The 26,681-nt window shown below is 68.8% G+C and carries 25 protein-coding genes; 23 read left to right on the top strand and 2 right to left on the bottom strand.

Annotated elements, in window-relative coordinates:
* Positions 1-142 precede the first annotated feature (142 nt).
* From D473_RS0114915 to ccsB, 6 genes are all read left to right on the top strand, one after another.
* The gene (locus D473_RS0114915; protein WP_017609864.1) at positions 143-940 is read left to right on the top strand and encodes a phosphatase; all 798 of its coding nucleotides are present in this window, start codon (positions 143-145) and stop codon (positions 938-940) included.
* 251 nt (positions 941-1,191) lie between these two features.
* Positions 1,192-1,395 (top strand): helix-turn-helix domain-containing protein, encoded by a 204-nt coding sequence (locus D473_RS0114910; RefSeq protein ID WP_017575831.1) that lies wholly within the window; start codon positions 1,192-1,194, stop codon positions 1,393-1,395.
* Positions 1,396-1,664: 269 nt separating this feature from the next.
* Positions 1,665-2,393: a TlpA family protein disulfide reductase gene (locus D473_RS0114905; RefSeq protein ID WP_017609863.1), complete on the top strand. Its 729-nt coding sequence runs from the start codon at positions 1,665-1,667 to the stop codon at positions 2,391-2,393.
* The gene (locus D473_RS0114900) at positions 2,393-3,199 is read left to right on the top strand and encodes a cytochrome c biogenesis CcdA family protein (protein ID WP_017609862.1); all 807 of its coding nucleotides are present in this window, start codon (positions 2,393-2,395) and stop codon (positions 3,197-3,199) included. Before D473_RS0114905 ends, D473_RS0114900 begins: the two co-directional genes overlap by 1 nt.
* Positions 3,199-4,812 carry a cytochrome c biogenesis protein ResB gene (gene resB, locus D473_RS25750; protein ID WP_017609861.1) on the top strand — a complete coding sequence of 538 codons (1,614 nt, stop codon included), beginning with the start codon at positions 3,199-3,201 and terminating at the stop codon, positions 4,810-4,812. Before D473_RS0114900 ends, resB begins: the two co-directional genes overlap by 1 nt.
* Before the next feature lie 3 nt (positions 4,813-4,815).
* Positions 4,816-5,808, top strand: coding sequence for a c-type cytochrome biogenesis protein CcsB (gene ccsB / locus D473_RS0114890; RefSeq protein WP_017609860.1), 993 nt, complete (start codon positions 4,816-4,818; stop codon positions 5,806-5,808).
* Between the two features lie 122 nt (positions 5,809-5,930).
* Here the strand turns inward: ccsB and D473_RS0114885 are convergent, their stop codons facing one another.
* Positions 5,931-6,287, bottom strand: coding sequence for a PLD nuclease N-terminal domain-containing protein (locus D473_RS0114885; RefSeq protein WP_017609859.1), 357 nt, complete (start codon positions 6,285-6,287; stop codon positions 5,931-5,933).
* A gap of 85 nt (positions 6,288-6,372) precedes the next feature.
* Positions 6,373-6,570: a BldC family transcriptional regulator gene (locus D473_RS0114880; protein WP_017575837.1), complete on the bottom strand. Its 198-nt coding sequence runs from the start codon at positions 6,568-6,570 to the stop codon at positions 6,373-6,375.
* Between the two features lie 393 nt (positions 6,571-6,963).
* Between D473_RS0114880 and D473_RS28705 the strand changes: the two genes are divergently transcribed.
* The 17 genes from D473_RS28705 to nuoN all read left to right on the top strand — a co-directional run bounded on the left by D473_RS28705 (position 6,964) and on the right by nuoN (position 26,646).
* The gene (locus D473_RS28705; protein ID WP_017609857.1) at positions 6,964-7,479 is read left to right on the top strand and encodes a DUF4229 domain-containing protein; all 516 of its coding nucleotides are present in this window, start codon (positions 6,964-6,966) and stop codon (positions 7,477-7,479) included.
* Between the two features lie 544 nt (positions 7,480-8,023).
* Positions 8,024-8,734 (top strand): demethylmenaquinone methyltransferase, encoded by a 711-nt coding sequence (locus tag D473_RS0114870; RefSeq protein WP_017609856.1) that lies wholly within the window; start codon positions 8,024-8,026, stop codon positions 8,732-8,734.
* Between the two features lie 474 nt (positions 8,735-9,208).
* A complete protein-coding gene (locus D473_RS0114865; protein WP_017609855.1) occupies positions 9,209-10,513 on the top strand; it encodes a geranylgeranyl reductase family protein in 1,305 nt (434 codons plus the stop codon).
* Between the two features lie 146 nt (positions 10,514-10,659).
* Entirely contained in the window at positions 10,660-11,019 is a 360-nt protein-coding gene (locus D473_RS0114860; RefSeq protein ID WP_026115710.1) for an NADH-quinone oxidoreductase subunit A, read from the top strand.
* A gap of 58 nt (positions 11,020-11,077) precedes the next feature.
* Positions 11,078-11,623, top strand: coding sequence for a NuoB/complex I 20 kDa subunit family protein (locus D473_RS0114855; RefSeq protein WP_017609854.1), 546 nt, complete (start codon positions 11,078-11,080; stop codon positions 11,621-11,623).
* Positions 11,624-11,625: 2 nt separating this feature from the next.
* Entirely contained in the window at positions 11,626-12,366 is a 741-nt protein-coding gene (locus D473_RS0114850; protein ID WP_017609853.1) for an NADH-quinone oxidoreductase subunit C, read from the top strand.
* Positions 12,367-12,412: 46 nt separating this feature from the next.
* Positions 12,413-13,708, top strand: a complete 1,296-nt coding sequence (locus D473_RS0114845) for an NADH-quinone oxidoreductase subunit D (RefSeq protein ID WP_017609852.1) — start codon at positions 12,413-12,415, stop codon at positions 13,706-13,708.
* On the top strand, positions 13,705-14,442 hold the full coding sequence (gene nuoE / locus D473_RS0114840) for an NADH-quinone oxidoreductase subunit NuoE (RefSeq protein ID WP_017609851.1): 738 nt from the start codon (positions 13,705-13,707) through the stop codon (positions 14,440-14,442). The genes D473_RS0114845 and nuoE overlap by 4 nt, the downstream gene beginning before the upstream one ends.
* Positions 14,439-15,758, top strand: a complete 1,320-nt coding sequence (gene nuoF, locus D473_RS0114835) for an NADH-quinone oxidoreductase subunit NuoF (protein ID WP_017609850.1) — start codon at positions 14,439-14,441, stop codon at positions 15,756-15,758. The genes nuoE and nuoF overlap by 4 nt, the downstream gene beginning before the upstream one ends.
* Positions 15,755-18,217 carry an NADH-quinone oxidoreductase subunit G gene (locus D473_RS0114830; protein WP_017609849.1) on the top strand — a complete coding sequence of 821 codons (2,463 nt, stop codon included), beginning with the start codon at positions 15,755-15,757 and terminating at the stop codon, positions 18,215-18,217. The genes nuoF and D473_RS0114830 overlap by 4 nt, the downstream gene beginning before the upstream one ends.
* 56 nt (positions 18,218-18,273) lie before the next feature.
* Positions 18,274-19,596, top strand: a complete 1,323-nt coding sequence (nuoH, locus tag D473_RS0114825) for an NADH-quinone oxidoreductase subunit NuoH (protein WP_241474801.1) — start codon at positions 18,274-18,276, stop codon at positions 19,594-19,596.
* Entirely contained in the window at positions 19,589-20,137 is a 549-nt protein-coding gene (nuoI, locus tag D473_RS0114820; protein WP_017609847.1) for an NADH-quinone oxidoreductase subunit NuoI, read from the top strand. Before nuoH ends, nuoI begins: the two co-directional genes overlap by 8 nt.
* Positions 20,134-21,105: an NADH-quinone oxidoreductase subunit J gene (locus D473_RS0114815; protein WP_017609846.1), complete on the top strand. Its 972-nt coding sequence runs from the start codon at positions 20,134-20,136 to the stop codon at positions 21,103-21,105. The genes nuoI and D473_RS0114815 overlap by 4 nt, the downstream gene beginning before the upstream one ends.
* On the top strand, positions 21,093-21,392 hold the full coding sequence (gene nuoK / locus D473_RS0114810) for an NADH-quinone oxidoreductase subunit NuoK (RefSeq protein WP_017575853.1): 300 nt from the start codon (positions 21,093-21,095) through the stop codon (positions 21,390-21,392). Before D473_RS0114815 ends, nuoK begins: the two co-directional genes overlap by 13 nt.
* A gap of 17 nt (positions 21,393-21,409) precedes the next feature.
* Positions 21,410-23,353, top strand: coding sequence for an NADH-quinone oxidoreductase subunit L (gene nuoL, locus D473_RS0114805; RefSeq protein WP_017609845.1), 1,944 nt, complete (start codon positions 21,410-21,412; stop codon positions 23,351-23,353).
* Positions 23,354-24,991 (top strand): NADH-quinone oxidoreductase subunit M, encoded by a 1,638-nt coding sequence (locus tag D473_RS0114800; RefSeq protein ID WP_017609844.1) that lies wholly within the window; start codon positions 23,354-23,356, stop codon positions 24,989-24,991.
* Entirely contained in the window at positions 24,988-26,646 is a 1,659-nt protein-coding gene (gene nuoN, locus D473_RS0114795) for an NADH-quinone oxidoreductase subunit NuoN (protein WP_017609843.1), read from the top strand. Before D473_RS0114800 ends, nuoN begins: the two co-directional genes overlap by 4 nt.
* Positions 26,647-26,681 lie beyond the last annotated feature (35 nt).

Below are 26,681 nucleotides of genomic sequence, written 5' to 3'. Positions count from 1 at the left end.
AGGTCACGAATCGGACCGGGCCGGGCGTCGGCCGCGCGGAGCGGGTAGGAAGACGTTTGAGTACGGGCGAACGGGAGTCGACGCGGTGGTGGCCGTGCGGTGAACCACGCGTCTCCCGCGCAGACGACGGAAGGGGACGCCGGTGACGCCGCCGACACGATCTGAACTCATCACCTATCTGGTGAGGACCGGGATCGCCGGTCATGTGGACACGCCTCGCCAGAACAACCTCAAGCACTATCAGCGGCTCGTCGACAACGACCCCTACCACCAGTTCGGGCTCACCTTCGGGCACGAGTGGAGCTTCGACGAGGTTCTCGCCCTGATGACCAAACACTGCGGGGTGGTGGACGACCCCGCCTACTCGTGGGGCATCGACACCATCGACCCCGACCTGACCGTGGACGCCCTCGAAGCCCTCGCCGACCGCATGGCCCTGGCCGCGGAACGGCAGGAGACGGTCATGTTCGCGACGGGGCACCCCACCAAGCTCCGGGAGACCTACCGGTCCTGGAAGGACGCGCTCGCCCAACGCGGGTGTGCGGTGGTGACAGCGGCAGGGGGCTACTCCTACGAGGTGACCACCGAGCGCCCGCCCACGCGGCGCATCGTCGAGTGGGAGGAGGAGATCGCCATCGTCACCGACGGCCACCTGCCGCGGCACAGCCACCATCCGTTCGCGATGCGGGCCATCCTCGAGGCCCTCACACAGCGCGGTGAAGCGTGGCCGCAGTTGGTCATCGCCGATCACGGTTTCGCGGGTGCGGCGGGTGAGGCCGGAGTGCCGACGGTGGGTTTCGCCGACTGCAACGACCCGGCTCTGTTTCTCGGGGAACACGAAGGAAAACTACTGGTCACCGTGCCTATGGACGACGGTTATCTGACCGAGGACTACGCACCTCTGCGGGAGTACGTGCTGGCGCGAGCCGGACTTCTCTGAACGAGTTCGGCCATTTATACCCACCGTTAAACATCTTCGGGCCCCGCGAGGGGTGGGAGGAGCCGGGCGAACGGAAAACGGTCTTTCGCCGACGGGAACTCCGCTCTACTCTGAAAACGGACGTGTCAAAAGTGAAAGCACGACACGCTGGCATGGCTTTGGGGCGGGCACGTACCGGGGTCGCCCGCCGTCCGCCATCGCCGGGTCGAACGGTAGACAACATTCACGTCCGGGAATGAGGGCGTCGGAAGATGAACGGGAGCAAGCTGCCTCTCGACGAGGTCAGGTTCTTGACCGTGGCGGAGGTCGCCACGATCATGCGTGTGTCCAAGATGACCGTTTACCGAATGGTGCACTCCAGGGATCTCCCCGCGATTCGTGTGGGGCGCTCCTACCGAGTGCCCGAGCGGGCCGTGCACGACTACCTCCGCGAAGCTTTCGTCGAGGCTGGTTGACCGGCAGGGCGGCCGAGGCAGGGCGTGAGCGTCCGTGCCTCGGCGGCCGCCCCCGCGGCGCACAGGGTCGGTGTCCCCCATACACCGCCCCGCCACGGGGCCCTTCCACGGATCCCGCCATGGGGCCCCTTCCACGGCCCCCTCCACGGGGTCCGTCCCCGTAGGCCTCCCACTCGTGCCGGGGTGACTCCGGCTTGGCCAGGGCGTCTACTACACTTTGTCGTTGTTGTAGTCAGTCCTGTTCACACCCCGTTCGCGAGGTTCGCTCGATGCGCAGCACCAGAACCGGCGCGCGACCGCGGAGCTCCGCGACGCGTGCCGTGGCGGCCGTGTCCGTCGCCGCCCTCGTCCTGTCCGGATGCGCCGGGGGGACCGAGATCCAGGCCGGCGGGGAGGAGGACCGCTTCATCTCCGGTGACGGCAGCGCGACCGTCTTCGACGCCGGCGAGCGCGAAGCCGTGCCCGACGTGGAGGGCACCACCTTCGAGGACGAGGACCTCGCACTCAGCGACTACGAGGGGGAGATCCTCGTCGTCAACGTGTGGGCGAGCTGGTGCGGCCCCTGCCGCTCCGAACAGCCCGTGCTCGATGAGGTCCACGAGGAGTACGCCGACCTGGGTGTGGAGTTCCTCGGTGTGAACATCAAGGACAACCGCACCGCGGCCGAGGCCTACACCGAGAACAAGGGCGTCGCCTATCCCAGCCTCTACGACCAGCCCGGCGAGGTCCCGCAGGCCTTCCGCGACACCGTGCCACCGCGCGCGATCCCCAGCACCCTGGTCATCGACCCCGCGGGCGACATCGCCGCCCGCGTCATCGGCCCCACCACCTACGGCCAACTCACCGATCTGCTGAACCCGATCGTCACGGAGTTCGACCTGGGCGATCCCGAGGAGCGGCCGCGCGTGGCCGAGCAGGAGGCCGAGGAAGAGCAGGAGGGGCAGGACGCCGAAGAGGACGGCGGCTCCGAGGGCGCTGCCACCGAGGACCCCGAGTGATGGATCCGATCGGCACCACGGTCCTGAGTGGTTCCCTCCTCCTCGCGGCGCCTCTCGCCCTGGCTGCCGGGCTCGTGTCCTTCTTGTCCCCGTGCGTGCTCCCGCTGGTGCCCGGCTACCTCTCCTACGTGACCGGCATGAGCGGCACGCAGGTCAGGGAACGCACCTCCGGTTCCGGCGGGGGCGGAACCGCGACCGTCGCCGAGGTCGACGCCGAACTCGCCACCCGCCGCTGGACCATGGTCACCGGCAGTGTCCTGTTCATCGCCGGGTTCACGCTCGTGTTCGTGGCCGTCGGCGGGTTCATCGGCTGGCTCGGCGACCTCTTCATCGGTTACACCGACCCCATCACCCGAGTCCTGGGGGCACTCACCATCGTCCTCGGCCTGGCCTTCATGGGGCTGCTGCCCGGCTTCGCACGCCAGTTCCGCTTCACGTGGCTGCCCAAGGCCGGGATGGCCGGAGCCCCGCTGCTCGGGATCCTCTTCGGCCTGGGGTGGACCCCCTGCATCGGCCCGACCCTGGCCGCCGTGCAGAGCCTGGCCTTCGTCGAGGGCGGGGCCGGACGCGGCATGTTCCTGTCGCTCCTCTACTGCATCGGCCTGGGCCTGCCCTTCGTCCTGGCGGCGCTGGCCTACCGGCGCGCCCTCGGCACTTTCGCCTGGCTCAGGCGGCACACGCGTGCGGTCACCGTCGCCGGTGGCCTCATGCTCGTCCTCGTCGGCCTCCTGATGGTCAGCGGTCTGTGGACCGAACTCACGATCGTCATGCAACAGTGGGCCGCAGACTTCCAGACGGTGATTTGATGAGCACGACCACGTCCGAGGCGTCCACCGAGTCCGGCGGATCGTCCGAGAACAGGCCCAAAGGGCTCGGCCTGACCGGCTGGCTCCGCTGGGCCTGGCGCATCCTGACGTCGATGCGCACCGCGCTGATCCTGCTGTTCCTGCTCGCGGTCGGTGCCATCCCCGGCTCGTTCCTGCCGCAGAACGGGGTCAGCGTCGACGAGGTGGACCAGTACTTCCGGGAGAACCCCGACCTGGCTCCGGTCCTCGACTCCCTCTACCTCTTCGACGTCTTCTCCTCGCCCTGGTACGCGGCGATCTACCTGCTGCTGTTCGTCTCGCTGACCGGGTGTGTGATCCCCCGTGCGATGACCCACGTCAAGGCACTGCGCGGCCGACCGGTACACACACCGAAGAACCTGCAGCGCATGCCCTACGCGGCGACCTTCAGCACCGACGCGGCGCCCGGAACCGTCCTCGAACAGGCGAAGAAGGTCCTCAAGGGGTACCGGATCGAGCATTACGGGGACTCGGTCTCGGCCGAGACCGGTTACATGCGCGAGGCCGGCAACGTGCTCTTCCACGTCGCCCTCATCGGCCTGCTCCTCGCCCTGGCCGCCGGGTCGTTCTTCGGCTACCGCGGGAACATGCTCATGGTCGAGGGGGAGGGCTTCGCCAACACACTGCCCTCCTACGACGCGATCTACCCGGGGCACTGGACCGACACCGACCGGATGGAGCCCTTCACCCTCCAGCTCGACGACTTCGAGGTGGTCTTCCTCGAGGACGGCGAGCTGCGCGGCCAGGCCGACTCCTACTCCGCCGACATGACCTACCGGGAGTCGCCCGAGGCCGAGGAGAAGACCCACGAGCTGGAGGTCAACGAACCGCTGACCGTCGACGGCGTGCAGGTCTACCTGCTCGGCCACGGCTACGCCCCGGAGTTCGAGGTCCGCAACGCCGAAGGCGACGTGGTCTTCGACCAGGCGGTGCCGTTCCTGTACCGCGACACCATGAGCTTCACCTCCGACGGCGTCGTCAAGGTGCCCGACACCGGTGGAGAGGAGCTCGGCTTCACGGGTGTTTTCCTGCCGACGGCCACGGAGGACGGGCAGGGCGAGCTCGTCTCCTCCTTCCCGGGGCCGGAGAACCCCGTGGTCACGATGGAGGCCTACCAAGGCGACCTGGGCATGCACGAACCCCAGTCGGTCTACCAGCTCCGGACCCAGGAGCTGGAGCAGATCGGCGAGTCCACGGTCATGGAGATGGGCGACACCTGGGAGTTGCCCGACGACGCCGGATCCGTCACCTTCAGCGGCTACAGCGAGTTCATCAGCCTCCAGAGCAACCGCGACGGCACACGGCCCTTCGCCCTGGGCGCCGCCGTCACCGCGGTCGGCGGCCTGCTCCTGACCCTGTTCGTGCGCCCGCGACGGGTCTGGGTACGTGCCGCCGAGCGGGAGGACGGACGCACCGAGGTCGTGTTGGCCGGGCTCGGCAAGACCGAGGTCGCCGCCAACAACCAGGAGTTCCACGAACTCACCACCACGCTCGCCGGACGGCTCCGCAACAGCGAGCCGGACGACGGCCCCAACCCATCCGACCCCCAAGAGTCGACGAACACGAGGGAGTGACCGGTGACGTACACACTCGCCGGACCAGCGGACGAGGCGATGGCCTCGACCAGTGACACGTTGATCATCGCGATGATCGTCGTGTACTCGGTCGCCCTGTTCCTCTTCGCTGTCGAGGCCGCTTACGGCCGACGCACCGAGCTCAGGGCCGGCAAGCTCATGCCGGTCACCGCAGGTGGACAGAAGGGCGAGGACGAGGACATCCATGTCAACGTCCGGACCACCGAGGGTGAGGCCAAGGCCCCCCAGAACGCCGTCGGCAAGATCGCCCTGGGCGTCACCGGAGCGGGATTCCTGATGAGCTTGGTCCAGCTCATCACCCGCGGCCTGGCGGCGGAACGTTGGCCCTGGGGCAACATGTTCGAGTTCATCGTGGCGATGTGCCTGGTCGCCGTCGGTGCGCTGCTCTACGCCTCGTGGCGGTACCAGGCCCGTTTCCTCGGTGTCTTCGTGCTGGTGCCCGTGGTGCTTCTGCTCGGGATCGGTGTGCGCTGGCTCTACGTGGAACCGGGGCCGCTGATCCCTGCCCTGCAGTCCTACTGGGTGCCGATCCACGTGACCGCGACCATCATCGCCGGCGGTGCCTTCATGGTCTCCGGTGCCGCCGCCGTCACCTACTTGATCGCGCGCCGCGCAGAGGACAAGCGGGCGGCCGGGCACAAGGTCTCCGGGGTGGCCGGCAGGCTGCCCAGCGCCGAACTGCTGGACCGCATCTCGCACCGGATGGTCCTGTTCGCGTTCCCGATCTGGACCTTCGCGATCATCGCGGGTGCGATCTGGGCCGACGAGGCCTGGGGCCGGTTCTGGGGCTGGGACCCCAAGGAGGTCTGGTCCTTCATCTCCTGGGTGATCTACGCGGCCTACCTGCACGCGCGTGCCACCGGTGGCTGGCGGGGACGCGGGGCCACCTGGATCAACGTGCTGGGCTTCGTGACGGTCATGTTCAACTTCTTCGCCGTGAACTACATGTTCAGCGGGCTGCACTCCTACGCCTGACGGGGGCGGGGCCGCTCGTGCGCACGGACGTACCGAGGGCCGGGCCCGGCGCACAGCCCGGGTCCGGCCCTCGGTACGTCCGAGGCGGTGCCCCGGACGGTTTCACGTGAGTGCGTGTGTGGTCATTCGTCCGGGTCGATGCGCCGGTTGATGTTCCGCAGGAACTCGGGGTCGTCGTCCGGGCCCAGTGGGCGCGACGGGTCCGAGGGCCTGGCGAAGTCCGACGGGTCGAGGTCGTCCGCAGAACGACCGAGATCGCTCTGGGCGGGTTCGTCGCCTTGGGCGGACACGGGCCCGTACGGGCGCCCCAGGAACATCCACAGGACCGCGCCGACGGCCGGGAAGAGGACGATCACGACCATCCACAAGATCTTGGGCAGATTCCGGATCTCTTGTTTGGGTGTGGTCATGGCGTCGAAGAACGCGTACACCCACAGAACGATCGTTGCGAACGTGATCAGGCCACCGAGCCACAGCATGTCCCAAGCCTATCCTGCCGACGCTGCTCCGACACGGGGGGTTCCGTGACGGTTGCCGGGCTCACGGCCAGGGGTGAAGTGATCCTCAGTGCGTCTCGCTCGGTTCCCCGAGCAGCAGGGCCCGCACCTCCGATTCGCGGAAACGGCGGTGACCGCCGGGGGTGCGGATGCTGCTGATCCGTCCCGACGCGGCCCAACGCGTCACGGTCTTGGGATCAACCCGGAAGAGTGAGGCCACTTCCCCGGGGGTCAACAGGCGTTCGTTTGCTCGTTCCACCTTCACATTCCCCCAATCGTGCCCGCCTTGGAGTCTGAGGGAGGCGGGCGTTTGATCCCCTAGTGTGCACGAGTCGGTCCGTTTCCTCCCTAGTTTTCGGAGAAATTGCGGTGTTGTGGGGAGGAGTACGGGATATGTGACCGGAACGTGATGTTCCGGCCCGGCTGTCGGGATTGGAAAACATCCCATGTATTTATGAATCCCGATCTGTTTCCGCCGCGCACACCGTTGCGGCCCAGACCACCCCGACCTGGTGCCGGGTACCAACGGCCTCCCTTTAACCTGGACGGAGGACATCGGCGCGCCACGGCGGACCACCGGACCTCGGTCCGGCCGAGCGGCACAGAGGGGCGTGGCGACCAATCTAGTCCAGGCAATCGTCTGTTGTGAGGCTTTTTGATGCGTAGCTGGCTGACCTACACCGCGGCCCGTCTCGGTCTCTTCGCGGCCGCCTTCGGGGTCGTCTATCTCTTCGGAGCCCGTTCGTGGGTCGCGTTGGTCCTGGCCTGGGTCGTCAGCGGTCTGGCCTCCTACGTTCTGCTGTCCAAGTGGCGCGACCAGATCTCCCAGCAGATCGTCGATCGCAACAAGGAGCGCAGCGGCGCGAGCCTCGGCGACCGCCTCGAGGGCGGAGCCACGCGCGAGGACCACCTCCAGGACGCCGCCGAAGAGGCTCAGTACTCCCANGCGGCGAGCCTGCCAAGGCCGAGACCAAGGACGGCTGAGGCCGGAACGGTGCACTGGGGCTCCCTTCCCCACGGGGGTCGGGTTGCTCAACCCCAGTCCTCGCGCGGTGCGTCGCCCCTTGGGCCGAAGGCCCCCTTGCGCGTTCCGCGCGGTGGTCTCCCGAGCCATGCTTACGCGGTATCTGGACGCCCGGAGCCCCTCAGGCACCCACGCACGGGGGACGCGTGAGCCCGCGCTTTGTCCTTGGTCCGGCCCGGGGGAAGGCCCTTCCCCACAGGGGTGGGAGAAGGTATGCGCAGAGCCGCACGCCAGGGGGTTGAACCCCAGCCACAGACGAAACCCGGCCCCAAGAACGGGACACGGAACCACAGACGGTAACCACGAACACTCCCTGGAAAAGAAGAGAGAGTCTGAGGCGGGGAGAGCTTGCACCGTGCACGTGCACTGGGGCTCGACCCTTTGTGTGGTGGAGCGTCTGGGTTTCTTGTGACTCGGGAGAACTTGCACCGTGCACCTGCGCTGAGGCTGAACCCTTTGTGTGGTGGAGTATTTGGCTTTCTTGTGGTTGGGGAGGCCCAGCGCCGTTGTAGGTGATTCGGGGGAGAGCCCTTCGTGTGGTTGAGCGGGACCAGACCTTGTGCCTCGTGCCGGGAGGCCCATGCGTCGACGGCGGCGGCCAGGCGCTCACTCCACATGAGGGCCGTGGCGGTGGTCCCGGGCCGATCCGGGGATCCGGGTCACGCCGCGTGTGCGGGCCCTTTAGTCTTGGTCCATGACCCGCGCCAAGCTCGACAAGAAGCCTCAGGACGTCGCGGCGATGTTCGACGGCATCGCTGAGAACTACGACCTCGTCAACGACGTCATCTCGCTCGGCCAGGACCGCATCTGGCGCAAGGCCGTGGTCGACGCGGTCGACGCGCAGAGCGGTGAGCTGGTCCTCGACCTGGCCGCGGGGACCGGAACCTCCTCCGAGTCCATCGCCGTCAAGGGCGCCCGGGTGATCGCCTCCGACTTCTCCCTGGGCATGCTGCGCACCGGGGTGCAGCGCCGCGGAGGCGCCTCCCGCGGCGGGGTGACCTTCGTCGCCGGCGATGCCCTGCGTCTGCCCTTCGCCGACGAGACCTTCGACGCCGTCACCATCTCGTTCGGCCTGCGCAACGTCGCCGACGTCGATCAGGCTCTGGGAGAGCTGCACCGCGTGACCAAGCCCGGCGGGCGGATGGTCATCTGCGAGTTCAGTCACATCCCGGTGGAGTTCGTCGACAAGCTCTACGCCACCTACCTCATGGGTGCGCTTCCCAGGATCGCGAGCCTGGTGTCCGGCAGCGGGGAGTCCTACGACTACCTGTCCGAGTCGATCATGGCCTGGCCCAAGCAGCCCGAGCTGGCACGGCGACTGCAGGAGGCCGGGTGGTCGAGGGTCGCTTGGCGCAACCTGTCGACCGGCATCGTGGCCATGCACCGGGGTTTCCGCGACAAGTAAAACCGGCATAACGCCCATACATGCATGCGCATGCATAAAAAACCATAAAAGCCTCACGTTTCACCGTGAGAGGCGAGAGGGCAAAAGCCCTGTGTACCCCGAGGATGCTCCGCTTCCTCGGGGTTTTTGTGTCTCCGGGGGCCTCGGGGCGGTCGGCCGGGCCTGAAGTAAACCTGAGCTGCATGTTTGCCACCGAATAGCAGCATTCGTTCCTGGTGGGGGATCTGAGTCCAATGAGAATTTTGTGTATCGCGTGCTCTTCATACCCCCTGGGGTTCGCTATGGGGGTCAGGAGTGGTCTAGACTTCGGAAAAGAGGTTTGTGAAGTGCTTCACAAGGCCCAGAGATGTAGGACATACTTCTCATATCGGGCAAGCCGAACGTCCCCGAACGGATACAGCACCACGAGTGACCGGGCCGTCACCCCGCAACGGACGGTCGCGCAGCACCCGCGAGCAGCCGAGGACCAAACCCGTGAGTGAGACAGCCACCTCCCCTCCCAGAGGCCGGGAGCGGATCGCATACGACGCCGACGTCATCGTCGTGGGTGCCGGCCCCTCCGGCGCCACGACCGCCTACTACCTCGCCCAGGCCGGCCTGGACGTCCTTCTCCTGGAGAAGACCTCCTTCCCCCGCGAAAAGGTCTGCGGTGACGGGTTGACGCCCAGGGCGGTGAAGCAGCTGACGGCCATGGGGATCACCTTCGAGGACGAGGGGTGGGTCCAGAACCACGGTCTGCGCCTGGTCGGCGCCGGCGCCCGCCTGGAGCTGCCCTGGCCCGACCTGGCCGAGTACCCGGGTTTCGGCCTTGTGCGCACCCGATACGACTTCGACCAGATCCTGGTCGACCGCGCGGTGATGGCCGGTGCCAAGCTCCTGGAACGCACCTCCGTCACCGGCCCGATCATCGACGAGCGCAGCAACCGCATCGTCGGGGTGCACGCCAAGAACGCCGACCGCGAACCGACGAGCTTCCGCGCCCCGCTCGTGGTGGCCGCCGACGGCAACTCCTCCCGCCTGTCCGTGGCCATGGGCGTGCGCAAGCGCGACGACCGGCCCATGGGCGTGGCCGTACGGACCTACTTCGAGAGCCCCCGCCACAACGACGACTTCCTCGAGGCCTGGCTGGAACTGTGGGACCGCAGCGGCGACAAGGACGCCCTGCTGCCCGGCTACGGCTGGGTCTTCGGCGTGGGTGACGGCACCAGCAACGTGGGCCTGGGCATCCTCAACTCCACGTCCTCCTTCCAGGACATGAACTACCGCAAGCTGCTGCAGCGCTGGACCGCCTCCATGCCCGAGGAATGGGGCTTCACCGAGGAGAACCAGCGCGGCTCCATCCGCGGCGCGGCCCTGCCCATGGCCTTCAACCGGGTCCCGCACTACGCCCGCGGCCTCATGCTCGTCGGCGACGCCGGCGGCATGGTCAACCCCTTCAACGGCGAGGGCATCGCCTACGCGATGGAGGCCGGCCGCCTCGCCGCAGACGTGGTCGTGCAGGCCCGCGGCCGCCCCACACAGCAGACCCGGGAGCGCGCGCTCCTGCGCTACCCCGACGTGCTCGCCGACACCTACGGCGGTTACTACACACTCGGCCGCTGTTTCGTGAAGCTCATCGGCCAGCCGGAGTTCATGAAGTACGCGACCAAGTACGGCCTGCGTCAGCGCACGCTCATGAAGTTCGGGCTGAAGATGATGGCCAATCTGACCGAGCCCAGCAACGGCGACGCGATGGACCGGGTCGTCAACGGCCTCTCCAGGATCGCGCCGGCCGCCTGAGCGGTCCCGCATCCGTTTCCGGGGCGGGCCCGCCCGCCCCGGCCCCAGACACCGACGGGACGAACCAGAGAAGAACCCGTGCAAGTGAAAGCAATCACAAGCGCTTCGACGCCCTCGGGCGAGCGCCAGTCCGAAGGAGGATGACGGTGGAGCTGTACACACCGCTGTTCGTGCTCGGCGGTATCGGCGCCGCCTTCGTGGTCGTGTCGATGGTCGCCGGTGCCGTCCTGGGGCCCAAGCGCTACAACCGCGCCAAGATGCAGTCCTACGAGTGCGGCATCGAGCCCACCCCCCAGCCGGCCGGCGGCGGCCGGTTCACCGTGAAGTACTACATGACGGCGATGATGTTCATCGTCTTCGACATCGAGATCATCTTCCTCATCCCGTGGGCCGTGCACTTCGACGCCCTGGGCTGGTTCGGCCTGATCGCGATCGTGCTCTTCCTGGTGAACGTCTCCATCGCCTACGCCTACGAATGGCGTCGCGGGGGCCTCGAATGGGACTGACCGGAACACGCACGATCCGTGGCACACGCCCCCAGACCGGCCCGGAGGAGGACCGCTGATGGGACTCGAAGAGAAACTGCCCGCCGGGTTCGCGCTCACGACCGTCGAACAGGTCGTGGGTTTGGCCCGTAAGAGCTCGATGTGGCCCGCGACGTTCGGTCTGGCCTGCTGCGCCATCGAGATGATGTCGGCCGGCGGCCCCGACTACGACATCGCCCGCTTCGGCATGGAGAAGTTCGGCGCCACGCCCCGCCAGGCCGACCTCATGATCGTCGCCGGCCGGGTCAGCCAGAAGATGGCACCCGTCCTGCGCCAGATCTACGACCAGATGCCCGAGCCCAAGTGGGTCATCGCGATGGGCGTGTGCGCCTCCAGCGGCGGCATGTTCAACAACTACGCGATCATCCAGGGCGTCGACCACATCGTGCCCGTGGACATGTACCTGCCGGGATGTCCACCCCGTCCCGAGATGCTCCTGGACGCCGTGGTCAAGCTGCACGACAAGGTGCAGAACACCAAGCTCGGCGCCCACCGGGAGCAGGAGATCGCCGAGACCGAGGAGCGGATGCTGCGCCGTTCGCTCCCGCTCGTGGACAAGGACTGAACGTGAGCAACGAGTACGAGCGCGAGCGCGACGAGCAGGCCGAGGAACTGCCCGCCGTCCAGGGACGCGAACGCCTGGCCGCACCGGTCAAGCGCACCGGCATGTTCGGGGCGAGCACCACCGGCGACACCTCCGGCTACGGCGGGCTCCAGGTGAGGGGGAGCGCTCCCGCTTCCAGCAGCCGCCCCTTCACCGACCCCGAGGACCCGCGCACCGCCGATTACGACCGTGTCGCCGACGCCCTGGAAACGGCCCTGGGTGAGCGCGGCGACGCCGTGGAACGGGTGGAGGTCGCCAACGGGGAGATCACGTTCCACGTGCGGCGCGAAGCCCTGCTGGAACTGGTCCGGGTGCTGCGCGACGATCCCGCCCTGCGCTACGAGCTGTGCATCGGGGTCAGCGGCGTGCACTTCCCCGAACACGAGGGCCGGGAGCTCAAGGCGGTCTACCACCTGCGCTCCATCACCCACAACAGCCAGATCCGGGTGCAGACCACCTGCCCCGACGCAGACCCGCACGTGCCCTCGATCGTGTCGGTCTACCCGACCAACGACTGGCACGAGCGCGAGGCCTGGGACTTCTTCGGGATCGTCTTCGACGGCCACCCCGCCCTGACCCGGATCCAGATGCCCGACGACTGGCACGGCCACCCCCAGCGCAAGGACTACCCGTTGGGCGGCATCCCCGTGGAGTACCGGGGCGCCACCGTGCCCCCGCCGGACGAACGGAGGTCCTACCAGTGACCCGACGGACCACCAGCACCGAGTTCGGCCAGAAGGGAGGTACGGCGTGACCGTCACCGAGGACTACATCGACGCGACCGGCGGGGACTGGGACGACGTCATCGAGAAGGCCCAGGCCACCAGCGCCGAGCGCCTCGTCGTCAACATGGGCCCCCAGCACCCCTCGACCCACGGCGTGCTCCGCCTGATCCTCACCCTGGACGGGGAGACCTGCACCGAGGCGCGGGTCGGGATCGGCTACCTGCACACCGGCATCGAGAAGAACCTGGAGTTCCGGACGTGGACCCAGGGGACCACGTTCGTGACCCGCATGGACTACCTGACGCCGCTCTTCAACGAGACGGCGTTCTGCCTGGCGGTCGAGAAACTGCTCGGCATCACCGACCGGGTGCCCGAACGCGCCGACGTCATCCGGGTCCTGGTCATGGAGATCAACCGGATGTCCTCCCACTTCGTGGCGATGGCGACCTTCGGCATGGAGCTCGGCGCGACCACGATCATGACCAACGGCTTCCGTGAGCGCGAACTGTGCCTGGACGTCCTCGAGCTCATCACGGGCCTGCGGATGAACCATGCCTACGTGCGCCCCGGCGGTGTGGCCCAGGATCTGCCGCCCGGAGCGGTCGGCAAGATCAAGGAGCTGCTCAAGGTCATGCCCGAGCGCATCAAGGTGCTGCGCAAGCTCCTGGACGAGAACCCGCTCTACCTGGCCCGCACCCAGGACGTGGCCCACCTCAACCTGGCCGGCTGCATGTCCCTGGGCGCGACCGGGCCGATGGCGCGCGCCGCCGGCCTGGGCTGGGACCTGCGCAAGGCCCAGCCCTACTGCGGCTACGAGAACTACGAATTCGACGTGCCCGTCTCCGACGGCGCCGACGTCTACGCGCGTTACCGCGTGCGTGTGGCCGAGATGGAGGAGAGCCTCAAGATCATCGAACAGTGCCTGGACAAGCTCGCGCCCGGGCCCGTGATGATCGAGGACAGCAAGATCGGCTGGCCGTCCAAGCTCGCGCTCGGCCCCGACGGTCTGGGCAACTCCCCCGACCACATCGCACACATCATGAGCGGCTCCATGGAGGCGCTCATCCACCACTTCAAGCTGGTCACCGAGGGGTTCCGGGTCCCCGAGGGGCAGGCCTACTCGGCGGTCGAGAGCGCCAAGGGCGAACTGGGCTGCCACGCGGTCAGCGACGGCGGGACCCGCCCCTACCGCGTGCACTTCCGTGACCCCTCCTTCGTGCACCTGCAGGCCGTAGCGGCCATGTGCGAGGGCGGCTCGGTCGCCGACGTCATCGCCGCAGTGGCCAGTATCGACCCGGTGATGGGAGGCGTGGACCGGTGAGCGAGAACGAGATCACACCGGAGGGCGGGACCGACCGGTTCCCCGACGAGGTCCTCACCCGTCTGGAACCGGACGCCAAGGACATCATCGCCCGCTATCCCCGGGCCCGGTCGGCGCTGCTGCCGCTGCTGCACCTGGTCCAGGCGGAGGAGGGGCACGTCAGCCAGGCGGGCATGGCCTTCTGCGCCGACCAGCTCGAACTGACGATGGCCGAGGTCAACGCGGTAGCAACCTTCTACACGATGTACCGCCGCCGTCCCGGTGGCGACTACCAGGTCGGGGTGTGCACCAACACCCTGTGTGCGGTCATGGGCGGGGACGAGATCTACTCCTCCCTCAAGGATCACCTGGACCTGGACAACGGCGGGACCACCGACGACGGCAAGGTCACGCTCGAGCACGTCGAGTGCAACGCCGCCTGCGACTTCGCGCCGGTGGTGATGGTCAATTGGGAGTTCTTCGACAACCAGACCCCCGGCACCGCACGGGAGCTCGTCGACGGGCTGCGCCTGGGCGAGGACGTGGCACCCACTCGCGGCGCCGACAGCCTCTGCACCTGGAAGCAGGCCTCCCGGGTCCTGGCCGGGTTCGACGACGGCCGCGGCGGCGAAGGGGTGCAGGCCGCGGGGCCCTCCCTGGCCGGGCTGGAACTGGCCCGCGAGCGCGGCTGGGCCGCCCCGGACCCCGACGACCTCCCGATCCGCCCCTCCGAGGAAGAAGGGGGACAGCAGTGACCACCCTGACCCCGATCCTGTCCGAGAACTGGGACCGTTCCGACTCCTACACCCTCGACGGGTACCGGGAGACCGGCGGATACCAGGGTCTGCGCAAGGCCCTGGAGATGGACCCCGACGCCATCGTCGACCAGATCAAACAGGCCGGCCTGCGGGGCCGCGGCGGTGCCGGGTTCCCCACCGGCATGAAGTGGGGCTTCCTGCCCGCCGACAACCCCAAACCGCGCTACCTCGTGGTCAACGCCGACGAATCCGAGCCGGGCACCTGCAAGGACGTCCCGCTCATGCTCGCCAACCCGCACGTGCTCCTGGAGGGTGTCGCGATCGCCGCCTACGCGATCCGCTCCCACCAGGCCTTCATCTACGTGCGCGGTGAGGTCCTCCACGTGGTCCGGCGTCTGCGCCAGGCCGTGGCCGAGGCCTACGAGGCCGGCATCTTCGGCAACGACGTCCTCGGCAGCGGGTTCGACCTCGAAGTCGTCGTGCACGCCGGTGCCGGGGCCTACATCTGCGGTGAGGAGACCGCGCTGCTCGACTCACTGGAGGGGTACCGCGGCCAGCCCCGGCTCAAGCCGCCCTTCCCCGCCGTGGCCGGTCTCTACGCCTCGCCCACGGTGGTCAACAACGTCGAGTCCATCGCGAGCGTTCCCGGCATCGTCGCCAACGGTCCCGAGTGGTTCACCTCCATGGGGACCGAGAAGTCCGCCGGCTTCGGGTTCTTCTCGTTGTCCGGGCACGTGGCACGACCGGGCCAGTACGAGGCCCCGCTCGGCGTCACCCTGCGCGAACTCCTCGACATGGCCGGCGGCATGCGCCCCGGGCACGAACTCAAGTTCTGGACCCCCGGCGGGTCCTCGACACCGATCTTCACCGACGAGCACCTGGACACCCCTCTGGACTTCGAGTCCGTGGGCCAGGCCGGGTCGATGCTGGGCACACGCGCCCTGCAGCTCTTCGACGAGACCACCTGCGTGGTGCGCGCGGTCGGACGCTGGATCGCCTTCTACGCCCACGAGTCCTGCGGCAAGTGCACACCGTGCCGCGAGGGCAACTACTGGATGGTGCAGGTGCTGGACCGTCTGGAACGCGGCGAGGGCACCGAGGCCGACATCGACAAGCTCCTCGACATCTGCGACAACCTGCTCGGCCGCGCCTTCTGCGCGCTGGGCGACGGCGCCGCCAGCCCCGTCATGTCGTCGATCAAGTACTTCCGCCAGGAGTACGTCGACCATTACGAGCAGGGCGGCTGCCCCTTCGACCACTCCAGGTCCACCCTCTGGGGCGACCGTGCGATCACGACGGGAGGGAACCAGTGACCGTCACCTCCAACACCTCCGGCGGGTCCTCACCGGCCCTGCCCCCGGAGGACCTGATCACCGTCACCATCGACGGGTTCCAGATCCAGGTCCCCAAGGGCACACTGCTCATCCGGGCCGCCGAACTCCTCGGGATCCAGATCCCCCGGTTCTGCGACCATCCGCTCCTGGACCCGGTCGGGGCCTGCCGCCAGTGCCTGGTGGAGGTCCCCGACATGGGCAACGGCCGGGCCATGCCCAAACCCCAGGCCTCCTGCACCATCACCGTCATGGAGGGGATGGTGGTCAATACCCACCTGACCTCGGCGGTGGCGGAGAAGGCCCAGCGCGGGATCATGGAGTTCCTGCTCATCAACCACCCGCTGGACTGCCCGGTCTGCGACAAGGGCGGCGAGTGCCCCCTGCAGAACCAGGCGATGTCCAACGGGCAGGGCGAGACCCAGTTCGTCGACGTCAAGCGCACCTTCCCCAAACCGATCTCGCTGTCCAGCCAGGTCCTGCTCGACCGGGAACGCTGCATCCAGTGCGCGCGCTGCACCCGCTTCGCCGCACAGATCGCCGGTGACCCGCTCATCGAGCTGATGGAACGCGGCGCCGACGAACAGGTCGGTATCGCCGGCGACGAACCCTTCAACTCCTACTTCTCCGGCAACACCGTGCAGATCTGCCCGGTCGGGGCGCTCACCGGGGCCGCCTACCGGTTCCGGTCGCGCCCCTTCGACCTGGTCTCCACCCCCAGCGTCTGCGAGCACTGCGCCGGCGGCTGCGCCCAGCGCACCGACCACCGGCGCGGCAAGGTCACCCGCCGGTTGGCCGGCGACGACCCGCAGGTCAACGAGGAATGGAACTGCGACAAGGGCCGCTGGGCCTTCACCTACGCCACCCAGTCGGACCGGCTCACCCGGCCGCTGGTGCGTGACGAGGACAGCCGCGCGCTGGAGTTCGCGTCCTGGTCCGAGGCGGTCAGCATGGCCGCCGACGGCCTCGGCCGCGCCCGCGGCAGGACCGGGGTGCTCGCCGGCGGACGCCTCACCTTCGAGGACGCCTACGCCTACGCCAAGTTCGCGCGCCTGGCCCTGGACACCAACGACGTGGACATGCGGGCCCGCGTCTCCTCCGAGGAGGAGGCCGACTTCCTGGCCAACCGGGTCGCGGGCACCCCCATCGACGTCGACTTCACCGCACTGGAGACGGCACCCGCCGTGTTCATGGCCGGGTTCGACGCCGAGGACGAGTCACCGACGGTCTTCCTGCGCCTGCGCAAGGGCCACCGCAAACACGGACTCCAGGTCTACTCGTTGGCCTCCCACGCCACCCTGGGCCTCACCAAGGCCGACGGAACCCTGGTTCCCACCGTCCCCGGCGACGAGGCCCGCACCCTCAACCAGCTGGAGAAAGAACACCCCGAAGCCGTCGAGGCCCTCGGCCGCGAGGGCGCGGTCGTCGTCGTGGGCGAACGCCTGGGCGCCGTCCCCGGCGGGCTCACCGCTGCCGCCGCACTGGCCGACCGCACCGGGGCCCGCCTCGTGTGGATCCCGCGCCGGGCCGGTGAGCGCGGCGCCGCGGACGCCGGAACACTGCCCAACCTGCTGCCGGGCGGACGCCCCGTCACCGACCCCGGGGCCCGCGCCGAGGTCGCCCGTGCCTGGAACACCGGCAACCTCCCGGAGGCCCCGGGACGCGACACCGAGGCCATCCTCGCGGCCGCCGCGGCAGGGGAACTGGACGCGCTCGTCGTCGCCGGCGTCGAACTCGACGACCTGCCCGACCCCGCCGCGGCCCGTGAGGCCCTGGCCAGGGTCCCGTTCATCGTCAGCCTCGAACTGCGCGCGAGCGAGGTCACCGACCGCGCCGACATCGTGTTGCCCGTGGCCGCCGTCGCCGAGAAGTCCGGCACCTTCGTCGACTGGGAGGGGCGCCACCGTCCCTTCGGCGACGCGCTCAAGGTGCCCGGCGCCCTCTCGGACCTGCGGGTGCTCTCCGCCGTCGCCGACGCCATGGACGTGCACCTCGGGCTCCCCGACGACGCCGCCGCCTACCGCGAACTCATGGAACTGGGGATCTGGGCCGGGCAGCGGGCGCCGGCCCCCTCCGCCAGGCCCGTCGAGGTGCCGGCCCCCGGCGCCGGACAGGCCGTCCTGTCCACCTGGCGCCAACTGCTCGGCACCGGGCGCATGGAGGACGGGGAACCGTTCCTCGCCGGCACCGCCCGGCCCGCCCGCGCTTACCTGTCCCGGGCCACCGCCGACGAGGTCGGGGTCGCCGACGGCGGGAGCCTGCGTGTCACCGGCGCCGCCGGCTCGGTGACCGTCCCCGCGATCGTCACCGGCATCCCCGACCGGGTCGTCTGGCTCCCCGCGAATGCCCACGGCTGCGACGTCCGCCGCGACCTGGGCAGCCACGCCGGGGAGACGGTCGCGCTGGCCACGCCCACCACCGACGCCGGGAGGCAGCAGTGACCCCCGTCGCTCTCGATCCGCGTGTGGCCCACCTGGCCTCGGAGAGCACCCTGGAGATGTTCGGCAACGACCCCTGGTGGATCGTCACCATCAAGGCGTTGGCGATCTTCGTCTTCCTCATGCTCTGCGTGCTCATGATGATCATGGCCGACCGCAAGGTCATGGGCCGTATGCAGCAGCGCCACGGACCCAACCGCATGGGCCCCTTCGGTCTCCTGCAGTCCCTGTTCGACGGGATCAAGCTCTCCCTCAAGGAAGACGTGATCCCGCGCGGGGTCGACCGGTTCGTCTACATCGCGGCGCCCATGATCGCGGCGATCCCCGCGTTCCTGACGTTCGCGGTGATCCCGCTCGGACCCGAGGTGAACCTGTTCGGGGTCACGACCCCGCTGCAGCTCACCGATCTGCCCATCGCCGCGCTGCTGGTGCTGGCCGCCGCCGCGCTCGGCGTGTACGGGTTCGTCCTCGGCGGCTGGGCCTCTCAGTCCCCGTACGCCCTGCTCGGCGGCCTGCGCGCCTCCGCGCAGGTCATCAGCTACGAGATCGCCATGGGCCTGTCGTTCGTCGCGGTCTTCATCATGGCCGGCACGCTCACCACATCGGGGATCGTCGCCGCCCAGGAGAACGTGTGGTTCGCGGTCCTGCTGCTGCCCTCGTTCCTCATCTACATCGTCACGATGATCGGTGAGACCAACCGTCTGCCGTTCGACCTGGCCGAGGGCGAGGGTGAGATCGTCGGCGGCTTCATGACCGAGTACGGGTCGATGAAGTTCACGATGTTCTTCCTCGCCGAGTACGTCAACATGTGCACCGTCGCCGCGGTGTCGGTGACGCTCTTCCTCGGCGGCTGGTACGCCCCGCCCGGCGTCACCGCGCTCTTCGCCGGCGCGAACGAGGGCTGGTGGCCGCTCCTGTGGTGGATCCTCAAGTTCGCCGCCGTCATGTTCCTGTTCATCTGGGTCCGCGGCAGCGTGCCCCGTGTGCGCTACGACCAACTCATGAAGCTCGGATGGAAGGTACTCATCCCCATCCAGCTCGTGTGGATCACCGGCGTGGCCGTCGTGCGCATGCTCGTGCTCGACGGCGCCTCCCCGGTGCTCGTCGCCGTGGTCGTGGCCGCTTTCACCGCGGCCACCCTCGCCGCCTTCTACGCCTGGCTGCGCCACGTGCGCCGCGAGCGCGCGGAGGAGTCCCACCGGCGTGCCGAGAACGCGCGCCGGGCCCACAGCGACCCGTCCTTCGGCGGGTTCCCGGTGCCCCCGAGCACGGCATCGCACTACGGCAGCAGCGTGCTCGCCGAACCGCCGCGGACGGCCCACGCCGTCACCGCCGGCGCTGCCGACCGCAACGAGAAGGGTGAGGAGGTTTCCGGTGCTTGAGTGGCTCAACCCCGTGAAGGGATTCGGTGTCACCTTCCACACCATGTTCAAGAAGGTGCCCACCGTCGAGTACCCGGAGGTCAAGCGCCCCACGGCGCCCCGCTTCCACGGACGACACCAGCTCAACCGCTGGGCCGACGGGTTGGAGAAGTGCATCGGGTGCGAACTGTGCGCCTGGGCCTGCCCGGCCGACGCGATCTACGTGGAGGCCGGAGACAACACCGACGACGACCGGTACTCGCCCGGCGAGCGCTACGGCCGCGTCTACCAGATCAACTACCTGCGCTGCATCCTCTGCGGTCTCTGCGTCGAGGCGTGCCCCACGCGCGCCCTGACCATGACCAACGAGTACGAGATCGCCGACGACAGCAGGCAGAGCCTGATCTGGACCAAGGAACAGCTCATGGCCCCGCTCAAGGAGGGCATGGAGGAACCGCCCCACCCCATGCGTCTGGGCGAGACCGAACAGGACTACTACGCCACCGGGCGCGGTGAGCACGGTTCGCAGGGCACGGCCGAGGACGCGGAGGCCCTGCGTTGAACCCGTTCGTTCCCGCTTCCCCCGTGACCCTCGCCGCCCCCATCGGGGCGGGGGAGGCCGGCGTCTTCTGGGTGCTGGGCACCATCGCGGTGCTCGGCGCCCTGGGTGTGGTCTTCTCCCGCAAGGCCGTGCACTCGGCCATGTCGATGGCCCTGACCATGGTCGGCCTGGCGATCTTCTACGGCATCAACGAGGCCCCGTTCCTCATGGTCGTGCAGATCGTCGTCTACACCGGCGCGGTCCTCATGCTGTTCCTGTTCGTGCTGATGCTCGTCGGCGTCAGCTCCTCGGACTCCCTCGTGGAGACGCTCAGCGGACAGCGGATCATGACCGCCGTCGTCGCCCTGGCCTTCATCGGTGCCCTGGTCACCGGGATCACCCGCATCACCGTCGGCGACCCCGCCGGGATCGCCGGGGGAGCGGCCGCCGCGGGCGGCAGTATCCCCTGGATCGCCGGTGAGCTGATCCTGCGCTACCTGGTCGCGTTCGAGGCCACGGCCGCACTGCTCGTCACCGCTGTGCTCGGCGCCATGGTGCTGGCCCACACCTCCCGGACCAAGAAGCGCCGCACCCAGCGGGAGATGTCGGAGGACCGCATCCGCGGCGACCACCCGACCCCGCTGCCCGGGCCCGGAACCTACGCCCGGCACAACGCGATCGACATGCCCGCGCTGCTGCCGGACGGCACCGTCTCCCAGCTCTCGCTCAACCCGGTCCTCACCGCACGCGACCCCGAGCACCAGTCGCAGGTGCCCGAGGAAGCACGGGCCGGCCGGACCGCGCTGGCCGGCAGCGGCTCCGACCCGGTGAGCCTCAAGGTCGCCGAACCCATCGGGCCGGCCAACGGCGCAGCCGGGGCCCCGGAACAGGACGCCTCCTCCGGTGGAGGGGCCGCCGAGGACGGCGACGCCGATGAGCACGGCGAGAACGGCAATGGGCAGGAGGTCGAGTCCTCGTGGACCCGATGAACTACATCGTCCTCGCGGCGCTGCTGTTCACCATCGGCGCGGTCGGCGTCCTCGTACGCCGCAACGCGATCATCGTCTTCATGTGCGTGGAGCTCATGCTCAACGCCTGCAACCTGGCGTTCGTCGCGTTCGCCCGGATGCACGGAGACATCGAGGGGCAGGTCATTGCCTTCTTCGTGATGGTCGTCGCCGCAGCCGAGGTGGTCGTGGGGCTCGCGATCATCATGCAGATCTTCCGGACCCGCAGGTCGGCGTCGCTCGATGACGCGAACCTGCTCAAGAACTAGAAGGCGACGTGGCAGTTGTGACACATCACGCGTACCTCGCCGCCGAACCCGCGGTGGCGACCGCTGCGGACAGCCCCGTCCTGTCGTTCGCCTGGCTGTTGTTCGCCCTCCCGCTCGCGGGCGCGGCGATCCTGCTGCTGGGCGGCCGGCGCACGGACAAGTGGGGCCACCTGCTGGGGACGCTCCTCCCGGTGGCCTCCTTCGTCCTGGCGGCGCTGATCCTCTTCGACCTGCTCGGCCGGGCCGGCGACGCACGCAGCGTCTCCGTCCCCGTCTACGAGTGGTTCACCGTCGGCGGGTTCTCGGCGGGGGTCGACCTCCTCGTGGACCCGCTCTCGATCAGCTTCGCCCTGCTGATCACGTTCGTGGGTTCACTGATCCACGTGTACTCCATCGGCTACATGGCCGAGGACCCCGGTCGGCGCCGTTTCTTCGCCTACCTCAACCTGTTCGTCGCTGCCATGCTCGTGCTGGTGCTGGCGGACAACTTCGTGCTGCTCTTCCTCGGGTGGGAGGGCGTGGGCCTGGCCTCCTACCTGCTCATCGGGTTCTGGCAGTACAAGCCCTCGGCCGCCACCGCCGCCAAGAAGGCCTTCCTCATCAACCGGGTCGGTGACCTGGGGCTGCTGGTGGCGATGATGATCATGTTCGCCGTTCTCGGGGCGGTCAGCTTCAGCGAGGTCTTCGCCGCCGTGCCCGGCGCGAGCGACGGCATCCTCCTCGCGATCGGCCTGCTGCTGCTCCTGGGCGCCTGCGGCAAGTCCGCGCAGCTCCCGCTCCAGGCGTGGCTGCTCGACGCCATGGAGGGCCCCACCCCGGTGTCCGCGCTCATCCACGCGGCCACCATGGTCACCGCCGGTGTGTACCTCATCGTGCGCGCCGGCCCGATCTTCGAGGGCGCCCCGGTCGCCCAGACCGCGGTCGTCACGGTCGGTGCCGCCACCATGCTCGCCGGCGGCATCATCGCCTCCGCCAAGGACGACATCAAGAAGTCCCTGGCCGGGTCCACGATGAGCCAGATCGGCATGATGGTCCTGGCCGCCGGCCTCGGGCCCGTCGGCTACGTCGCCGCCATCGCCCACTTGATCACGCACGGCTTCTTCAAGGCCGGGCTGTTCCTGGGAGCCGGATCGGTCATGCACGCCATGAACGAGGGCGTGGACATGCGGCGCTACGGCGGTCTCGCCGCGAAGATGCCGATCACCTTCGCCACCTTCGGCGTCGGCTACCTCGCCATCATCGGGGTTCCTCTGCTGTCGGGCTGGTGGACCAAGGAGAGCATCATCTCCGCCACCTTCGGCGTCGGCGGCACCGCCGGCCTGGTCCTGGGCAGCGCCGTCATCCTCGGCGCACTGCTCACCGCGTTCTACATGTCGCGGATGGTCTTCATGACCTTCCTCGGCAAACCGCGGTGGGAGGAGGGCGTGCACCCCCACGAGTCGCCCGCGAGCATGACCGTGCCCATGGTCCTGCTCGCCATCGGCTCGCTCGCCCTGGGCGCCTTCCTCATGCTCGGCGACCGCTTCGCCACGTTCCTCGCCCCCGCCACCGGGGCCGAGGTCCACCACTTCGACGTGGCCCACGCCTTCACCGCCCCCTACGGCATCGCGGCGCTGGTCGTCCTGGTCCTCGGCGTCGCCGCGGCCTGGGCGATCTATCTGCGCAAGCCGGTGGCCGAGACCGCCCCGAAGGGCAATCTCGTCACCGTCGCCGCCAGTAGGGAGCTGTACGGCAACGAGATCAACGAAGGCCTGGTCATGCGTCCCGGCCAGGTCCTCACCAAGGCCCTGGCCGTGATCGAGGACAAGGTCATCGACGCCGCGGTCCACGGCCTCGGGGCCGGGGTCCGCGACTCCTCGTCCGGGCTGGGCCGGGCGCAGACCGGGTTCGCCCGGAGCTACGCGCTCACCATGCTCTTCGGCGCCGTCATCGTCGCCGCGACGCTGGCTGTGAGGTTGTAAATGATCCCCTGGCTCACCATCGCGATCGCGCTTCCCGCGATCGGCGCGGTCGCCGTCCGGGCACTGTCCCGAGCCCGGACACCTGCGGCCGACACGGCACAGATGCGCCGGTCCGAGGCCGCCACCGGCGGAGGCACCGACACCATCACCCAGGTCCGCCCCGCTCGAGGGACGGCCGCCGGGGCCGAGAACGCCAAGCGCGTCGCGTTCGGGTTCTCCCTGGCGACCCTGGCCGTGGTCGTGGCCATGGCCCTGCGCTTCGACACGGGCGCGTCCGGGATGCAGTTCGAGCAGACCCACGACTGGATCCCGCGCTTCGGCGTGCACTACGCGGTCGGTGTCGACGGCATCGCCCTGGTGCTGATCCTGCTCTCGGCGGTCCTCGTGCCCCTGGTCATGCTCGCCGCCTGGCGCGAGCACGAGGACCGGGAGGACGGCGGCGCCGGCTACTTCGCGCTCATCCTGGTCCTGCAGGCCATGATGGTCGGTGTCTTCGCCGCCACGGACGTGTTCCTGTTCTACGTCTTCTTCGAGGCCATGCTCATCCCGGTCTACTTCATGATCGGGCGTTACGGCCGGGGGGAGCAGCGGGCCAGGGCCGCGGTCAAGTTCCTGCTGTACAGCCTCGTCGGCGGACTCATCATGCTGGTCGCCGTCATCGGCGTCTACGTCGCCGGCGGGACCTTCCTGTGGACCGAGCTGACCGGCTCCGGCGGTGCCCTCGCCGGCATCGACACGGAACTGGCCGTGTGGCTGTTCCTCGGATTCTTCATCGCCTTCGCGATCAAGGCGCCGATGTGGCCGGTGCACACCTGGCTGCCCGACGCCGCCCAGGCCTCACGGCCCGGCACGGCGGTACTGCTCGTCGGTGTGCTCGACAAGGTCGGCACCTACGGCATGCTCCGCTACTGCCTGGAACTGTTCCCCTCGGCGGTGTCCGCGTTCGTGTGGCCCGTCGTGGCGCTGAGCGTGGTCAGCATCGTCTACGGCGCGATCCTCGCGATCGGCCAGAGCGACATGATGCGCCTGGTCGCCTACACGTCGGTGTCCCACTTCGGGTTCATCACACTGGGGATCTTCGCCCTGACCGAGCAGGCCCAGGCCGGCGCGGCCCTGTACATGGTCAACCACGGTTTCGCGACGGGCGCCCTGTTCCTCGTGGTGGGTTTCCTCATCTCCCGCCGCGGCAGCGCCGAGATCGCCGATTACGGCGGTGTGCAGAGGGTCGCCCCGCTGCTGGCCGGGGCCTTCCTCGTCGCCGGGCTCGCCGGTCTGGGACTGCCGGGGCTGGCGCCCTTCGTCAGCGAGTTCCTGGTGCTCATCGGGGTGTACGCCTTCAGCCCCGTCGCGGCCGTGATCGCCGTCCTCGGTGTGGTGCTGGCCGCGCTCTACATCCTGTGGATGTTCCAGCGCACCATGACCGGCCCCACCCCGGAACGGCTCTCCGGCCTGAAGGACCTGAACGTGCGGGAGAAGTGGGCGGTCGGCCCGCTGCTGGCCCTGCTCATCGTGTTCGGCCTGTACCCGCAGCCGATGCTCGACGCGATCGGCCCCGCGGTCGAACGCACCGCGCAGATCGGTACCGCGGATACCTCGGCCGCTGACGGCGCCACCACCGAGGAAGGAGGCCGGGAGTGATCCCCCTCAACACCGACGAGGGTTTCTCCGGACCCGTCATCACATCAGAGGTGCCGACCCTGGACTGGTGGCTGCTCGCCCCGTTCCTGGTCGTGTTCGGCGCCGGCGTGCTCGCCGTGCTCTTCGAAGCCTTCGTGCCCGCCGCACGGCGCCGCGGCCTGCAGGTCGCCGTCGCGTTCCTGGCCCTGCTGGCCGCCTTCTTGCTGTTCGTCCTGCAGGCCGGGACCCTGCCGGAGGAGGGCGCCACCCTCGTCGCCGGGGTACTGGCCGTGGACCGCGTCGTCCTGTTCTTCCAGGGCACCATCGCGGTGCTGGCGCTCATCAGCCTCGTGCTCATCACCGAGCGCCGAGACGGACGGGACGCCTTCGCCGCCCAGGCCGCCACCGTGCCCGGCAGTGAACAGGAGCGCGCCCACATCATGGCGGGCTCCCAGCACACCGAGGTCTACCCGCTGGTGCTGTTCGCGGTGCTGGGGATGTTCATGTTCCCGGCCGCGAACGACTTCCTCACCATGTTCATCGCCCTCGAGGTGATGAGCCTGCCGCTGTACCTGCTGTGCGGGCTGGCGCGCCGCCGTCGCCTCTTCTCACAGGAGGCAGCGGTGAAGTACTTCCTGCTCGGAGCGTTCTCCTCGGCGTTCTTCCTCTTCGGGATCGCCCTGGTCTACGGGTACGCGGGCAGTGTGAACTTCGCGGAGGTGCGCGCGGCCGTGGAGAACGGCGGAGCCCCGATCTTCGACGGAGGCGACGGCGACCCCCTGATGCTCATGGGGATCGGGCTCGTCGCCATCGGCCTGCTGTTCAAGGTCGGTGCGGTGCCCTTCCACAATTGGAAGCCCGACGTCTACCAGGGTGCGCCCACACCCATCACTGCGCTCATGGCCTCCTGCACCCTGGTGGCCGCCTTCGGCGCCCTGCTGCGGGTCTTCTTCGTGCCCTTCGGCGGCTCCTTGGAACTGTGGGAGCCCATGCTGTGGACGATCGCCGTGCTCACCATGGTGGTCGCCGCGATCGTGGCCATCACCCAGCGCGACGTCAAGCGCCTGCTGGCCTACTCCTCGGTGGTGCACGCCGGGTTCATCCTCACCGCCGTGGTCGCCGCCAGCACCGACGGGCTCGCCGGAGCCATGTTCTACCTGGCCGCCTACGGGTTCACGACCCTGGGCGCGTTCGCGATCCTGACGCTGGTGCGTACCCGGGACGGCGGCCAGGAACTCGGCGACATCGAGCGGTGGTCCGGGCTCGGACGGCGCCACCCCGGCCTGGCCGGTGCGCTGTCGCTGTTCCTGCTGGCCTTCACCGGTATCCCGCTCACCAGCGGTTTCATCGGCAAGTTCGCGGTGTTCGAGGCCGCCGTGGCGGCCGGTGCCACCCCGCTGGTGGTCGTGGGCGTGCTCAGCAGTGCGGTGACCGCGTTCTTCTACATCCGGATCATCGTTGTGATGTTCTTCCGGGATCCGGAGGAGGAGGGCCCCACCGTCGTGCCCGCGGGCATGCTCACCGGCGGTGTCATCACCGTGGGTGTGGCCGCGACCCTGACGCTCGGCGTGTTCCCGGGTCCTGTCCTCGACACCCTCCTGCCGTCGGACGAGGCGGGCCCCGAACCGGCCGCGGTCATGGTGGACGAGGCATCACTGGAGCGCACGTCCCCCTGACCGCCCACAGGTCCCGACCCGGGTGGTGGCTTTGG

The organism is Nocardiopsis xinjiangensis YIM 90004, from assembly GCF_000341145.1.
Taxonomy (GTDB): Bacteria; Actinomycetota; Actinomycetes; order Streptosporangiales; family Streptosporangiaceae; genus Nocardiopsis; species Nocardiopsis xinjiangensis.
The sequence above is the reverse complement of the archived record's forward strand: the minus strand, read 5'-3'. Positions and strand labels throughout refer to the sequence as shown.

Coding starts and splice junctions, on each gene's coding strand:
- D473_RS0114885 (WP_017609859.1), bottom strand. CDS start 6,287: ATGCTGTGGCTCGGTGGCCTGATCACGTTCGCAACGATCGTTCTGTGG.
- D473_RS0114905 (WP_017609863.1), top strand. CDS start 1,665: ATGCGCAGCACCAGAACCGGCGCGCGACCGCGGAGCTCCGCGACGCGT.
- D473_RS0114900 (WP_017609862.1), top strand. CDS start 2,393: ATGGATCCGATCGGCACCACGGTCCTGAGTGGTTCCCTCCTCCTCGCG.
- D473_RS0114910 (WP_017575831.1), top strand. CDS start 1,192: ATGAACGGGAGCAAGCTGCCTCTCGACGAGGTCAGGTTCTTGACCGTG.
- D473_RS0114870 (WP_017609856.1), top strand. CDS start 8,024: ATGACCCGCGCCAAGCTCGACAAGAAGCCTCAGGACGTCGCGGCGATG.
- D473_RS0114855 (WP_017609854.1), top strand. CDS start 11,078: ATGGGACTCGAAGAGAAACTGCCCGCCGGGTTCGCGCTCACGACCGTC.
- nuoH (WP_241474801.1), top strand. CDS start 18,274: ATGTTCGGCAACGACCCCTGGTGGATCGTCACCATCAAGGCGTTGGCG.
- D473_RS0114800 (WP_017609844.1), top strand. CDS start 23,354: ATGATCCCCTGGCTCACCATCGCGATCGCGCTTCCCGCGATCGGCGCG.
- resB (WP_017609861.1), top strand. CDS start 3,199: ATGAGCACGACCACGTCCGAGGCGTCCACCGAGTCCGGCGGATCGTCC.